The sequence below is a fragment of the Candidatus Uabimicrobium amorphum genome (assembly GCF_009002475.1).
Lineage (GTDB): Bacteria > Planctomycetota > Uabimicrobiia > Uabimicrobiales > Uabimicrobiaceae > Uabimicrobium > Uabimicrobium amorphum.
In genome coordinates, this window is sequence record NZ_AP019860.1 from 5,960,286 (window position 1) to 5,976,164 (window position 15,879).

A 15,879-nucleotide genomic window follows, 5' to 3' on the forward strand; every position below is an offset into this window, starting at 1 on the left:
TGCGTTATGAAAGCTTTTTTTGTAGTGGTGACATCGTGGCACGCACACAATAATTGCGATGAGCGTAGGTAAATTGAGCTGCATTTTTTGTTTTCGAGTTCAACTCCGTAGGAGTACTTTTGCGGTGACTCTTCTTGGAGGCATTGTTTAACGCATGATCAATTTTATGCGACAGACGACAAGCGGTAAAAAGATTTTCCGCAAATGGTGGAACGTTGTAAAAACGAATGTCACAGTTTTGTCTATTTGTGATGAACTGCTGTAAGTCCCAGAAACAAGAAACGCTAATACGCTTCAAAAATTGCATATCGCATAAAATAGACTTTTGTTTTTGGATAAAGCCAAGGGCTTTTGATAAGTTTTGTCTATTGTGTTCGCTTTCATAACAACCGCGTATTTTCAGTAAAACGGAGTTGTCGTTGCGATTGAAGTGAACCTTTACGAACTCTTCTGAGTGCATCATGTAGATGACCAATGTGTCTATCTTGGTGTTTTCAAATTTGGTAGATGTTATTCTTTTTATATGAAATTTCTCAAAGCGGCAATTTGTAAACACACAACTGCTGACCTCTTCAGCGATAAACGTATTATTCGTGAAGCGACAATTGTCAAAATGGATGTTGTGTAAGATTTCCATTTCATAGTCAATATCGAAGGTACAGTTTTTATATGTGGTGTTATTGTGGACTTTGGTGATGGTTTCGTTTTGCAATTGCATTTTTCATTCCCTTAGAAATTATAACTCCTATTCTAGTGTAGTAGATTTAGAGTAATCCCTTATTTTGTATATATAATAAATATAATTTATTTAATTTATATTATCAATTACAAATATAATTTCTTTTATGTTGTTTCTACAAAACACAAGTCTATTCAATAAAAGCATAAGTGTCTAAAAACAAAAAGGTTTATTTGTGGGTTTTACATCAAGGTAGGTGTTGTCGATAGATAGTCTGCTTATGTTCTGAAAAGAATATATTTATTTAAATATATTAAAAATTCGAGATTTTACCATCAGGAATGCCCCTGATTTTTTTGTAAGATTTATCTTATTTTTTCGTTTCGTGTGTGAAACCAATATAGCCCACTCAATTCGATTGTTGATTGAGTAGGCTTTAAATAACATTTGCGAATACTTTATGTACTCTATCGGATTACTTCCATAAAAATAATGTCTCTGGAGTGAAATTCTCCAGCAGTAATCAGTCTCAGCACTGTTCGGAGACTGTCCTCTTCTTCTCTTTTTTAGATTTTTGAGGTTTTCTAGGAACGGTTTATTTTATTTTACTTTTCGTAACATTTTGATTTCGGTGTGCGATGCCCCACATCAGTGCTACGCACTGATTGCTCCCTCACAGGGGAGCCAAATACATCTGAGGTGTGTAGAAAAGATGACATTGGTGTGCGATGACGGAGTGTTACTTTGTTAGGGGTTGTGTGGATAGGGAGTCGGTTAACTTTTTGGCGAATATTTTTTGTGCGGTTTGTCTAGGGGTTTTGTTGAAGTCTTTTTGTAAAAGCTCCTCAGGAGAGGTTTTTATAAATGTATAGTGTGGATGCTTTGCCACGAAAAATGTAGTGGCTATTTTCAAATTCCATATCTTGATTTTCCCTGTGGTGTCTCCGGTGGCGATGAGATCGTTATTGTTGCTCAAAGCACTTTGGGTGATTTGGCTATTATTTATGAAAGAGCGTAACGGAATTCCGGTTTTTGTTTCGCGGTAGGTGACGGTGTATTTATCTTTTTGGGTAAGAAAAGTGGTTCCTTGGTGTGAAAACTCCATTTGGTTTTCGCAGTGGGGAAATTGTGCTACTTTGTTTCTCTGTGGTAAATTCCATAAATACATGTGACCATTACCTATGGATGCCAATATTGGTTTTGTGGGGTGGAAGGCGATTTTTTGTGTGTATTTGTGCGGAAATTGATACCGTAGTTTACCGCTTTTTATGTGCCATATTTTGATGGTATCTTTTGTTTTAAATGAATGAATATTGGTCATGGCGGCAATAAGGGAACCATCAGAGCTAAATGTGACTTGTGCAGAACCGTTGGCATGAAATAGCGTGGTTAGTTTTTTCATTGTCAGGGCTCTGTATATATTGATGTCGCCATTGGTGGCTACCGTTGCTAATTTGGTGTCGTCGGGGCTAAATGCTAGCGATACGATGTCGTACGTTTTCTGGGAGAACGTTTTTTGTTGTTGCGTTTGAATGTTGTGCAGTGTTACTTGCGGTTGTGTGGCACTGTGGCTTATGGCCAGATATTTACTATCATGGCTGAAGGTGATGGCCGTAATGCGATTTGAAAACGATAGGGTACGATATCGTTTAGAATTTTTCCATAGTTTTGCATTTTTATTTGCGGCAGAAACGATCATTGTGTCATCAGCAGAGAAGGCCAAATGACGAATCGGAGTTTGATGAGCGTTTATTGTTTGTGCGGAAATCGATAGCAATAGTGTTAAATCATAGTATTGTATACTACCTTTTCTCGTCACTACCGCGAGTTTGTGTCCCTCATCACTAAAATTTACCTGGATTACTTCACTGTCAAAATGATCGAGCGAGTATATTTGTCGATTATTTTGCCACAACTTTACGCTTTTATCCTTGGAACCAGATGCGATGATTTGTTGCCGAGGCGAAAATGCCAGGGTGTATATCGTTGCTGTGTGTCCGTTCAATTGCTTCTTTTTTTTCGCGTCGTTTCCAAAAACGGCAATGGCGTTTTGTGTTGCAGCAATGATATTTTCTCCTGCGAAAATGGCGTGCTGGTGTTGGGAAAATTTGGCCAGAGGTTTGGTGGTGTTTACATCATACATCGCATTTTCGCAGATAATCTTTTGCGCATGGAAACTCAACATCGGATGTGGATACTCTTGTGATGTTTTTATGGTTGTATGAATCATTTGCGGTTTATCGAGGTTGCGGATTTCTAGAAGACCTTGGTAGGCAAAGACAATATATGGCGCGTTTATTTTTACGGTGCAGTTCATGACGTTTAGTGTTTGTGACGTTTTTTTGAGGACATTGTATATTTTGACTGTGTTGTTGGTGAAAGAACAGGCAAGTACTTCTCCGCTTTTATTGAGACTCAGCGATATGAGGTCTGTGTCGCGGTATGTTTCGCGAAAGATACATTTGCCTTCATTGGCAACAATGACTTGCTGCTTGCTTGAGAAAGCGATGGTTTGTAAGTCGTTGCTCATCGCAACATTTAAACGATTTAAGCGAGTGTTTATCTGATATTTATGTAGCGATATTTTACGTAGCGATTCTTGCAGGTAGAGCTTACCTTGTGTGCGTATGTTATGGACGTTTGTTCCTGACTTTTGGGAAAAATCCAGGGCGGCAGCGGCAAAAACACCACTATCGCGGTATTTTTGTAATTTATAGTGATCCGCGGATTTTTGCAGCGAAATTTTCGCCAAAGTTTTGTTGGCATGGTTTTTTTGTTGTTCTAGTTGTGTATATGCGGCGCTCAGTTCCCGGTCTTTGATCCATATGTAAATATCAAAAGCACTGAGTAAGAAAATGATAAGAAAAATGACGGTAAATAGTTGCCAATTGTGACGAACAGTATTCTTCACTTTGTCGATGTAGTTGTACTTTCGCGCGATGATAGGACGGTTGTTTTTGAGGTTGACTAACTCCTGCTTCAGCTGCGCAAAGTTATGGTATCTTTTTTCTGGTTTTCTTTGCAAGCACTTTAGACAAATGGCTTCGAAGTAAGGACAAATATCTGGATTGAGCTGTCGTGGGGGAATGGGATCTTTTGTCAGAATCTGTAAGCATAGGTTGGCAAAAGAGTCACCCTGGTGTACGGTGCGGTATGTCAATGCTTCGTACATCGTAGCCCCAATGGAGTAAATGTCACTTTGTAATACCGCGCGTCCATTGAGTTGTTCGGGGGCCATGTAAAAAACCGTGCCCAGAACATCGCCGGTTTTGGAAAGATCTAGCTGAGTGCGGTCAAAAACTTTGGCGAGACCAAAATCCATAATTTTTGGTTTTTGATCATGATCAATCATAATATTAGACGGTTTTATGTCGCGGTGCAGTATTTGCTCGTGATGAGCATGGGCCAAAGCATCACATATCTCAATGAGAATATCGATAAGTAATGCCGGCGAAATTTGTTTCTCTTTAATGAGCGTACTTAACGTGCACCCTTCGATGTATTCCATCGTGAAAAAAGGTTGTGGGTGTTCTCCGAATTCATAAAAGCGCACGATATTGCGATGATTCAATTTGGCGGTAGCTGTAGATTCGACAATAAAACGCGCAATATATTTCTCGTCGCCGTGCATAATGACTTTTAAGGCAATGTTTTTCTGAAGAGTCGGATCATGAGCTTTGTAGACAATCCCCATACCACCGCGTCCCAACTCTTTTTCGATAACATAGCGTCCGAATGTTTGCCCACGACTTATGGTCTTGTCTTGCTGCGGAATACCAGGAATACTTTGTATCGTATCGTCATACTTTTTTGCTGTAGAAGGCCGTGGCGGTGGTGTTGGGTCCATGAGTAACTCCTATTTTATTGAACCTTTTCGTAGACAGGGAATGATTCCTAAAGCACATAGAGTAGCGCCCATGTACAGTACATAATAAGGAAGTACCGTGGGTATATTCAGATGTGTGGTGATGCCCAATATACGCGATGTCATACCTGGAATGGCAAGCAGTTCATCATTAAAACACGCCAACATATTTTCGAAGCCACCAATGGTAAAGACACTTCCGTAAAACACCAGTAATACTCCCAATACCATGAGTAATTTTGGGCATGATTGATGAAAATTATTTGTGAGCACAATGCAAATATGTCCCAAAATACACAAGCTAGAAACACCACAGAGCAATAAACGGAAAGAATCGTTTGTCCAAAAGTTTAACCAAAAATAAAAAGGCCCGCGAAGCGAAAGAATAACACATATAAACATCGAGAAGATGATAAGAGGCAGCATTGTTTTGCTAAAATGTGTGCGGGGCACAATCCATTTTTTTAAACCAACAAAGTAAATAATGAAAGCGATGGTATTTATGCATGAGAATGTTGGAGCGGTAAAAGAGGTAAATAGCCATAATAGTAGTGTGGCGATTACTGCTGTACTTGCCAGAAAATCTTTGCCTTTGTAGTAGAGTACTAAAATCGTGAGGATGGCGATCACCAAAATGCGTGCCAGCCAAATCACCCATAGGCTTTTTAAGGCTTGATGACTACCAAAGTCGGCGAGGGTAAAATTATATGCGGGAAAATCTAAGTTACCTTTGTATTTTTCATAGTGTGTTTTGCGCGCACGGTGATAACTTTCGATGGCTTTGCGCCAATTGTCTTTTGTTCCTCCGTTATCTACCCACTGGTAAAACTTTAGTAGAAACTTTTTGTGATATGCCAACGTTTCGAACAAGTTTTCTTGGTACGCTAGAGATCTTTCTATGGCAGGTAACCAGTGCCTACCTTTTGTTATTTTGGGCTTGATGATGGAAAATGCTTTGCGCTTCTCTTTGATTTTGTGTAGCAATGCGAATATTTCACTGATTGTTTCGTCTATGTTATTGCGGCTGACAAAATATAGATGGCTGGCGATGGATGTTGATGAGTCAACAATGTCCCAATAGCAGTAAATTACTGGGGGAACCTCTAGTCCTAATCCCACGATGTATTTTCGCGCAAAAGTCGGTATCGTTAATCCCTGAGCTGTTATTTGGTGAGAGTCCTGTAGCAGTTCACACATCGTGGTGATGACCTTCTCGTCTTCTCCAAAATTTTGTGCGACCCAACTGCGCGTCCATTTCTCTACTGGTTCATGGGGGTTTTGCGCAATCATTGCCGAAGAGTATACATTGGCATCTGTCCATAACCATAGGCCGTGAAAGGGATATGTCATCATCGGTCCGCGGCGTAATGGCCCACCGGATTGTGTCCATAACCAGATGCCGTGAATGTTTTCGTTGTGCTGTAAAAAACTATTGAGTGCGGTATGGTGTAATGGTCCCAGGTAATTGGGAATGACATTAAATGCTTCGAACTCGCGACGTGCTTGTAATTCCACTACACGTTTATGTTTTCCGCGAAACAACGTAGGATTTAAAGGCAGATGGTTCCAAAAATCTCCCTGACATAATTTTGTTGAAATAATGAGGTTTTCCGAGTCGAGTTCACCAAGGACTTTTTTGTAGTCGTGGGGATTGGTATGCATATGTCCGACTTCGCCTACTCCTACCGACCAAGTGCGGAACATGATAAAGCGTTTGTTTTGTTCTGCCACCTCCAAAAAAGCTCTAAGCATTTTTTGTACGGAGGTGATACTGCGCACCAGTAATTCACTACCATAATCATATCCGGGACGATTGTAAACCGCCCCGGCTTCTCCCACACGTATGATCATTCCGCGAACCTGTGGAAAATGGGTAAATAACTCTTGAAGACCTTTTTGGTATACTGTCCAAAACTTTTTGTTTTCAACGTCAAGGCTACCTATATTTTTATGGAAATACTTTTTGAGTGCACCATTGAGGGCCACCATATCGGTTTTTAGAAACACCTGCATATTTTTTTGTTGCGCGTAGTCAAAAAAACGTCGATAAAAATGGCGCAGAACTTCGTGGCGTTTTATATATACGCTATCTGGTGCGTATACTTCGCGACCGCTTCCGAGTAGTTTAAAATCAACGAGCTTGAGAAAACCAGGGATTTCAATGGCGTTGAAACCAAGAGCGGCGGTGTGGTCGATGTATTTACAGTAGTCCACAAATACTTTTTCGAATGCTTCGCGACTTACAAAAGGTTCTTCAGTGAGAAATACATTTTCAAAGCGCCGTGTGTTATGTGAGTAGCTGTTTCCCCAATCTTTCGGATTGGTGACAATCCCAACCCCGCCCATGTCCACCATGCGTAACTTTAAAGTTCTTGGTGTTGTTTCGTTTATATTTTTTAAAGGTTGGGGAAGTTTTTTGTCTTTTATTTTGATGGCCAAAAAATGATTCAAATGGTTACCGATAAAAACGCCGATCGCTAGTGAAATAACAACGAAGATTACTTTTCGCATTTTACCTTCCCCTTGACTAAAGCACTTGACAGTTGACACAAAAAAACGTAGAACGGCCACCAATGACACAGCTTTTTATTGTTTCTTCACAAAAGTAACAGGGTTCGTCTTTGCGTGCATAGACATTCAGGTCTATGGCAAATTCGCCGTGGTTGCCTTCGACATCAGAAAAACCTTTGTCTTGTAATGTTGTACCTCCGCGAACAATGGCACTGCGCAGTACACGGCGGATTTCTTTTAGCAATGTGCGCCATTCTTGATGATTGAGAGCATTTGCCGGAGTGCATGGATGTATGGCACTTGCAAACAACGCTTCATTTGCATAAATGTTCCCGACGCCAACGATGATTTTTTGATCCATAATGAATTGTTTTATTGGTAAGCTGCGCTTTTGCGCTTTGGTGACAAACATCTGGGGATTGTGTACCTCTAGTGGCTCTACGCCTAAATGGACCATGAGAGAATGTTGCTGCCATTTTCCGTCATCTATGGCAATAATGAGACCGAAACGCCGTGGATCGCGATAACGTATTTGCTGTTTGTCGTCTAGCTCAAAAATGACGTGATCGTGTTTGTCGTACGCGGCTTTTTTGTCCAGTTTACAAAAACGCCCTGACATTCCTAAATGCACTATAATAGCTTTGTCTTTTATTTGCCAAATCATATATTTTCCACGACGCAGGATATTTGTAATGCTTTGGCCTTTACAAATGTTATTGAGTTTTCTCGGTTGCAGGTCGTAACGCAAGTTTTTGCGTAGACACTGCACTTTGGTGATGGTGCGACCTGCAAACATTTGTTGCAAACTTCGCGCGACGGTTTCTACTTCTGGTAACTCTGGCATAGTTCTACTCCCAAGGTGTATTTTCCAATATAGCAGCAAACATTTTTCTTTTTTGACGATACGGACGTTGACGGCGATATTGTTGATAATATTGTATCAGATACAAGCACGCCGCACGACGTCTGGTGTTATGGTCGAAACCTAGTACACTCTTGCACTGGCTGAGATAATATTGTAATAAAATTTTCTCCACCGCAGGAGTATTTTTTTCCTGAACAAAATTGACAAATATCTCTTCCGGAAAACTATCTTTTTTCAATATGCGCAGTATGCTGTTGATCAATTTATTTGGTATCTTTTGTTGTATTTTCATATAACATTCGCTTAATTCAACAAGGCAAATGAGTTCGTTGAACCTATCTTTAAAAGAACGCGTTGCAATCGCGGCATTCAGTTTTTCGATCGCCGTTTGCCACTGCTCTTCCTGTTTGGCTATTAGCCCCCAACGAACGTAATCTTCGGCAACAAGAGTCTTCAGAGATTTGATTTGTTGTAGCATTTTTTTGTATTTATTGCGTATTTGTCGTGGCTTGAGACTCGATTTGAAATTGCGATGGACTTGCAAACGATTTTTAAAATTCGAGTGTTGTGCAAAGTATTTCATATTGGTCCGCAAATTTCCTCTCTCAATAATGTCACGCATTTTGTGACGTATTGCCGCGGCCACACCAGAGCGTACCGCAGGATCACGGTCATTTTTATACTGTGTGTATATCTCATCTATTTGTTTTTCGCTATTTGCATAGTAAGTAAATGAGCGATAACTTTCGCGGCGCACTTTCGGGTTTTTATGTCGAAAATAACGCTGAACTATTTTTTGACGTTCACGATACTGTTTACGCTTATTTATCGAGACAAGAGGTAAAAGAGGCAAGGTTGAACTGCGCATGAGAGCAATCTTGATGTTAACATCGTGTTCCTTGTCGAGATAATCGAGTATTTCGTCGCCATACGCCGCCGCAATTGAATAGGCGTAACTACGCAGAAAAGGTTCCGGACTTTTTAGAATGAATTCAATATCGGGTTTTAAAAATTGTTTTGCTTTTATTGCGCGATTGCGCAAAAACATGTATATACTCGAGGCTCTGGTTGCTGGATCTAGTGACTTGTCGCGAAGATATTGCTCCATTAGATGAATCTGTTTTTCTGCAATTCTGCGTAGAGCAAGTCTCTGAATAAATGGTGGATAGTGCTTGATAATGTGATCAAGGATACTTTTATCTGTAGGTTGCGCTCTGTGACGTGCTGCCTGTAAAACCACATTAATGACATCTGCATGTAAATTTTTTAAGAAATTGTCTTTTAGCCATGCATTGAGGCTTTTGCCTCTAGATATATGCCAGTACACGGAATGGGCATTGCTGGCAATGGTTGTCGATGGATTTTCAAAAAACGGTGTGAACTTACTTGATACTTGTTGAATGAGTTTTATCTTGTTATGAAAAGGCTTTTTGTGCAGTTTCATTTGGTTGGAGTATGTTGTTAGTGCTGCAAGTTTTGTCTTGGCATCAATGTTTGCAAGATCAGTGTTTTTGAAAAATTTTTCGCAGAGGCCTATATTGTTATAGAAGGGATGCACACCGGTTGTGACATAGTTCATAAAAGGTGTGTTGGTATAGTCGGGAATTTGAGAAGAGGAATTATCTGTGTATAGGCGATATTTCGCCAGAACATGCGCACAAATAAGTTGTAAATTTTTGTCTGTTGTGGTACAGCGTATTTTCTCTACTAAGAGAAACCGATGTTTTAAGATAAGGCAATGGATAGCTAGGTACTGAAGAAAGTGGTCTTTTTCGTTTTCGATAACACTTCGTAATTGCTTTACGGAGAGACTTTTTAAAATATCAGAGTTTGGTTTCATGGCGGATTTGGCCATCATATACATAAGTGCTTCGCGCGTCTCTTGTTGACACATATCGCGAAAGGAGCGAGCAATGCGTGGTTTATTCTTTAGTGCGTCATATAAAAACGTATTGTACCGAAACAATTGTAATGCTTCATGAGCTGCAAAAGAAATTTTGGCATCTTTGTGGTCTAGACGCTTTACAAATCCAGTAATATCGGAATTTTGCGCTTTTGCATTGAATGCCTTTGTGTATTTCCAGTAAGTGTTGCTATGTTTTTTGGCGAGGGCATCGCACAGTTCATATGTCAAACTTTTTGGCGGATAAAATTTTCTAAGGTATATAAAATAAAAATAGCGGTACTCCATTAGATCTATGTTACTCAAGGCCACGCGAGTAAACCACTGCAATGCTTCGACGTCGCGTGGGTCAATATCCAATGCCTTTTCGAAATTTTTGTTCGCTTCGGTAATTTTATCCTGAGACAATAACGACTTTCCCAGCCATACGTGGTAATTGCATTTATTGTTTTCTAGTGAAATACATTTTTCAAAATGTTGTTGTGCTTTCGCATAGCTTTTTTTATGCATATAGCACTTTCCAAGCATTTCATGCCAGTTAGGGTTTTCAGACAACTGCGCCTTTTGTAAGTATTCTTGCGCAAGTGTATAATCTTTCTTTTCGAAGTAATATTTGCCAAGATAAAAATACGTGTGGGTAATTTCCGTAAAGACAGTATATTTTTCATATAATTCAATTACCTTTTTAAGATATATAACACCTGTCTGGTAATCTTTTTGGGCGAAGTAGCTTTTTCCGGTGAAATACGCGGCGTACATTTGCTCAAAGCACGGTTTTCCTGCCAACAACTGGTCAAACTTTTTCTGCGCTTTTTGCTGTTGTTTCATGTGTAAGAGAATCTCACCTTCCGCAAGTGTTACTTTGGGCGAATTTTTCGATATCTGTTGGCGAATTTCGTCAAAGCCCGCGACATTTTTTAGTTTACTGTGAACTACCAACATACTTTCTAAGTATTCTTCTTTGCTTATCTTATTTTGTTGGCGCAGATCCTGCAAACGTTGCGCAGCATTTTCAAAAAAACCGCGTTTAATCCATTCATTGATTTTGTGGTCATTTTTTGACGAGAGAAAGAAATATGATGCCATAAATGCCGCGCATAGTGACAATGTAATGGCGGCCATGATCCATTTGCTATTTCTGCGTAGTGACATGCGCCACCTCTGGGCGCTAATAGGTTTATCTTCCAGGTAATTATTTAGGTCATTGGCAAAATCAATGGCACTTTGATAGCGATAGTGTTGTTTGCGTTCAAGAGCTTTTAAAATAATGGTCTCTAAAGGACGAGAAACTTCTTTGTTGTGTTGTCGTGGAGGAATGATTTGTTGGTGCATGAGATTATACATATACTCGATCATGTGTTCGGCAACAATATGTTCATGATCGGTGACCAATTTATATAACACAGCGCCGATACCGTATACATCACTTGTATGATTAATCTGACGAATTAAACCACACGCTTGCTCGGGTGCCATGTAGCCGCAACTTCCCATCACGGTACCTGTTTTTGTGAGTGACTTATCTTGGATGCGAGTACTTTTGGCCAAACCAAAGTCCATAACAAGTGGTTCTCGATTCTCGTTTACCATAATATTGGAAGGTTTGATATCGCGATGAACGATACCTTGTTTGTGGGCGTAACTAAGAGCATGCAGTGCTTTTATTGCAATATATACTTTGTCTTTTAGGGAGAGTATTTGCTCTGCCAAACAGTCTTCGAGCGTTTTGCCGTTGACGAACTCCATTACCATGCATGGCGCTTCCTTGAATTTGAAGAAAGCGTACATTTTGATGATGTTGGGATGATCAAGTGCCGCAACAGCTTCTGCTTCGCGCATAAATCTTTTCATGTTGATGGCATTTTCGCGATCAATAATTACTTTGATCGCTACTTTACGTCCAATTTTTAAGTCTGTGGCTAGGTATACGATCCCCATTCCACCTTCGCCGATTTCACGTTCTATTTGGTAAGATCGAATGCGTTCGCCGATGTTAAAAGGTTTCTCTAAGCCTAGCTCTTCTACAAACTCTTTCATTTTAACCACCCAATATAAGTATCGAAGTGCTTAAATTTTTTGTTGTTTCTTTGATAAAAGTCTTGTAGCACTTCTAGGGCAATAATGAGAAGTCTTTTTCTACTTGCGTTTTGTTTTAACAATAGTGATGCCAAGTTCTGTTGCAAAATTTTTTCCACTTTGGGATTTTGCATTGTGATTATGGGTAACAAAGCGGCGCCGGTTACCGGCTCTTTTTTAAGTGTGTGTAAAATAGTTTCCAATAATGAATTGACGTCTTTGTTAACTTCAGAACTTGAAAATTTTTGTTGACGATAATATAGACATGACAACAGTTCGAGCATGATGAATATATCTTTCTTTTTCGACAATGCTTTGCGAAAGAAATGCTGTGCGCGTTTCCATTTTTTCTGTTGTTTGTATGCCATTCCTATGTAAAAGTTATATTTCGCATTGGTATTGTCCATTTCTATTAATTTCTGCAAACGTTTTATGTATTCGTTTGCCTTGGTTTCCGCACGTGAATAAAATCTTTGTATTGCATAGTAACGAAACATGTTTTTGTCATAGTCTGGATTACCATATTGCCATAACAGGGCTTGCTCTTTTTTTCCGCGTTCAATGTGGGCAAAAATTCCCGCAGCAAAACTAGTGTTATTTACTTTTCGGTGAGGAGCCGTTAAACGATTACTGATGTGTCCGTATGCATACGAAGAACTACTATTGATGATTTTGTTTTCTGAAAGCATGTATTTCTTCATTAAGGCTAGACGTTTTTTGGGGGAAAACCTTTGCATTGGCACGAAAGAGGGAGCAGGAACCGTGCACGACAGTAAAATATAACTTTTTGCAAGAGGATCTGTTTCTGTTTGAATGTACCTCAAGGGCTCTTCTCCCATAAATCCAAGTAGCATGTATGCGTAGCCACGTAGCAAAATATCTGGTTTATTTTCGATAAACACTTGCTTTACATACTGCCGTTGTTGCATGAACTTTTGAAGTGTATCAAACGCATTTCCAATACCACCTAGCTTCACACTAGTGTTGAAACGATGTAAGTAGATGAAGTAGGCGTAGCCTCGGAGCCAATAGTTATAGTCGGTATTTTTGGCGTAGTCTTTTAAGTTCTTATCGTTGAACAACCGCAAGGCAATCGTGTGTAACAATTGGTTGTTGTTTTGCGCCACAAAATTTGCCCAGAACGTTTGGTCTTGCAATATAAAATTTTTGGAAAAATGCTCTCCCTCGACGATATGGGCAATTGCTTTGAGTATACTTAGTTTTATATTGATGTCTTCACTTTTGTCTGACAGAGTATTTTGTAAATCTTTCCACATTTTCTGCGACAATTTATTTTGTGTGACAAAAAAATAGTATGCCAAACAGCGCAATTCGTTAGGGTTATTCGTCTGCGTTGTTTTTTGCAAAAACTCATAACTCCATTTATACAATGAGCGATTTCTTTGCCTATGTTTTACACAAAAAGACGCTATATATATTTTATTTATAGGATGCCCTTTTTCAATGATATCTGTGATAAACCGCGGCGGGCATTTTTTTTGTTGTGTGTATAGCTGAGTGAGTAAGTATTGTAAAAATTCATTACCTACGGTGAAGCAAGTCTTTTCACATTTTTTAAAAGTTTTTTGCGGAATATCGAAACCCATATCACGAAGAACTACTGCGGAAATTAGTCCCATTTCTTGATCCGAACTGTTTTTTACATATTGCACAATGGTGGGAAATTGCAATAAACCAATGAGAGCTTTTGCGACCATATAACGACGTATTGTCGGTGTGTCGGGGTTTTTGAAAATTTTCATCAGTAGTTTTACCAATTGTTGATCGTTGATTTCGAGATAGGTTTTTAATTCAGTTATTTTTGTACTATGGGTTTCCTTGTTGAGCTCGCGAATAAGACCACTTATCCATTGTTCTCTATCAATAGCCTTTAGTCGTTCTATCGAAGTCAAAATTGCTTTGGCTTTTTTGCCACTACTTTTCGTTAGTATTTCTGCCATTTTGGGATGATATCGTTCGACGAATAGACCTTGCTTGGCTTGTGCCATGTGAGATTTAGAAATTAAACTACGAATAACTTTAGTATCCGATGTTGATTTGGGTTTAACGGGCCAAGTGGATGTCGTGTGGGGAATAAACTGTTTTTTGGGATCAGGTAATTGAAAATTATACATGCTAAAAGCGGCAATCACCTCGAAGAGCAGAGACTTATAACGTACAAAATCTCCAGTTGCTAACTTGGTGTAATAGGAAAACATTTCTTGGTTTAGTCGATCTAATCGCGAAATATGACGTAAAGTGTCCGTTAAATTTTGATAATTACGTCTTGCACCTTGTTTATCGGATTTTTCTTGGTAGTTTGCTTTTTCGTAGTACGCTTTTGCCATGGATAAATACACGTTTATATTTTCCTCAATGGCGATACTTTGTTTTGCGTATTTGATGATTTTGCCATGGGTGTCTATTTTTTGTTTTCCGTTTTGTTTTAATGCAATACGCATAAACTGTTTTACCAATGAATTGTAGACTTGTAACTTTTCATGATTCAAGAGAACATTTTCTAGTTCTTCTAATTCAAGGCAATACGCGAGAATTTTGTCTTTGTTTTGTTCCATCTGTAGAAGATAGAATAGTCTCAATGCACGATCTCTTCTTGCGAGTTTTTGCGGATCAATACCACGCAATATGCGCCGTGCTTCTTCCCATACTTCTGTCGATTCTTTGCCTAAGATCGAAACATGAACTTTTGCCAAAATGATTTTAATATTATCTTTTTCTTCTTTTGGTAAGCGTTTGTAAATAAAATTGAATTTTTGTTGTTGCCCCATCCCACTGGAGATTCGCGCTAGGTAAAAACTATAGGCATCTTGCGATATTTCTGTTCGTACGGTTTCAAGTAAGTCATTCGCCTCAGAATACATTTGTTGTTGTAAGTAATGCTCAATTTGCGTAGCACTCTCGTTAATAGCGCCCTCTGGAACCATTTGCGATGTACTAAAGGAGTAATATGTAATTGCGGTAACCAAAACAATGAGCAAGGTAACAAGCCATATCCCCCACGAATATAAATGCCATCTCCGGGCATTAATGGGTTTGTTTTCGTAAAATAATTGTAAATCGTTTTTGAACGTCGCCATATGGCTATAGCGTTTACTTTTGTGTTTTTGTAAAGCTTTTAAACATATGGTTTCTAAGTCGCGTGGTGCCTGAGGGAATACTTTACGCAGTGGCGGAATGTTCTTGTGAATTACGTTCACAACGACTTCCATTGACGAGCCTCCCTGAACAGGACAACTACCGCTAATAATTTCGAAAAATGTGATACCCAACGAATAGATATCCGTTTGTGTATCTATTTCACGGGACCTGCCACGCGCTTGTTCTGGCGACATATATCTGGGACTACCAAGTACAGAGCCTGTTTTGGTTAGCTCTTGGTTGACATTTGCCATTTTCGCCAAACCAAAATCCATGAGATATCCGTGGTTATTATCGGTGTCTATTAAGATATTCGATGGTTTGACATCGCGATGAATGATCCCCTTACGATGCGCGTGTGCAAGGGCATCGGCAATTGGCATAATAAGAGCGACTTTTTCGCGTACGGAAAGTTTGTTGTTGGCCATGAACTCTTTTAAAGAGCACCCTGCGACATACTCCATGACCATGTATGGGTTTCCGCTACTAGTGAAACCTAGCTCATAAATTTTGATAATGTTAGGATGGCTTAAATTTGCGATGGCTTGCGCTTCGATTAAAAAGCGTTTTTTGGCACGTTCTTTGTATTGCGAAAGAATAACCTTTATCGCTACGTGTCTGTTTAAAATATTGTCGTAGCAAAGATATACCTTTCCCATGCCGCCTTGTCCTAACTCACGAATAATTTGGTACTTTCCTAGGACAGTCGCCGGTTCCTGGTTGTGTTGTTCTTTGACATCGTCAAAGAAAGAACTTGGCATTTCTGAATTTTGATTTTCAATATTTGGTGTACTCATAATCCCTTATCCCGTGGTTTCTTA

6 protein-coding genes are annotated in these 15,879 nt (G+C 39.4%); all 6 read right to left on the minus strand.

Annotation, left to right across the window (positions count from 1 at the left end; all coding sequences use genetic code 11):
- Positions 1–4 precede the first annotated feature (4 nt).
- Entirely contained in the window at positions 5–718 is a 714-nt protein-coding gene (locus UABAM_RS21650) for a hypothetical protein (RefSeq protein ID WP_151970079.1), read from the minus strand.
- A 700-nt stretch (positions 719–1,418) separates the two neighbouring features.
- A complete protein-coding gene (locus UABAM_RS21655) occupies positions 1,419–4,526 on the minus strand; it encodes a serine/threonine-protein kinase (RefSeq protein ID WP_151970080.1) in 3,108 nt (1,035 codons plus the stop codon).
- A 9-nt stretch (positions 4,527–4,535) separates the two neighbouring features.
- Positions 4,536–7,055 carry an ABC-2 family transporter permease gene (locus UABAM_RS21660; RefSeq protein WP_151970081.1) on the minus strand — a complete coding sequence of 840 codons (2,520 nt, stop codon included), beginning with the start codon at positions 7,053–7,055 and terminating at the stop codon, positions 4,536–4,538.
- A 16-nt stretch (positions 7,056–7,071) separates the two neighbouring features.
- Positions 7,072–7,899, minus strand: a complete 828-nt coding sequence (mutM, locus tag UABAM_RS21665; RefSeq protein WP_151970082.1) for a bifunctional DNA-formamidopyrimidine glycosylase/DNA-(apurinic or apyrimidinic site) lyase — start codon at positions 7,897–7,899, stop codon at positions 7,072–7,074.
- Positions 7,900–7,903: 4 nt separating this feature from the next.
- A complete protein-coding gene (locus UABAM_RS21670; protein ID WP_151970083.1) occupies positions 7,904–11,860 on the minus strand; it encodes a serine/threonine-protein kinase in 3,957 nt (1,318 codons plus the stop codon).
- Positions 11,857–15,855, minus strand: coding sequence for a serine/threonine-protein kinase (locus tag UABAM_RS21675; RefSeq protein WP_151970084.1), 3,999 nt, complete (start codon positions 15,853–15,855; stop codon positions 11,857–11,859). Before UABAM_RS21675 ends, UABAM_RS21670 begins: the two co-directional genes overlap by 4 nt.
- Positions 15,856–15,879: the final 24 nt, after the last annotated feature.